Here is a 241-nt window from a genome sequence, read left to right as displayed (position 1 = left end):
CCTCCAGTGCCAGTGGGTTCACGCGGCCAAGTTTTGCCAGGTCACGTTCAGCAGCCGCCAGTGCCTTTTCCTGTTCGGGGCGCGAAAAGGCAGTCGGGTCGCCCTCGCCTGAAAAATCCGGCACGAGGTTATGGGGGCCGAATTCTTCGATGAGCTGGTCAGCTTCCAGGCTGAGTTCTTCCATCGACCGGGCGGTCGCCTGTTCCAAGCGCATCATGGTCTGTGCACGTGCGATTTCGTC

At 60.6% G+C, this 241-nt stretch carries 1 pseudogene; it reads right to left on the bottom strand.

The window, feature by feature from the left end:
- Positions 1 to 208: pseudogene (locus tag QP415_RS12745) on the bottom strand (AAA family ATPase); the annotation flags it as partial.
- Positions 209 to 241: the final 33 nt, after the last annotated feature.

Source organism: Pauljensenia sp. UMB3104 (assembly GCF_030217285.1).
Classification (GTDB): Bacteria; Actinomycetota; Actinomycetes; order Actinomycetales; family Actinomycetaceae; genus Pauljensenia.
This window is presented reverse-complemented; position numbering and strand designations above follow the sequence as displayed.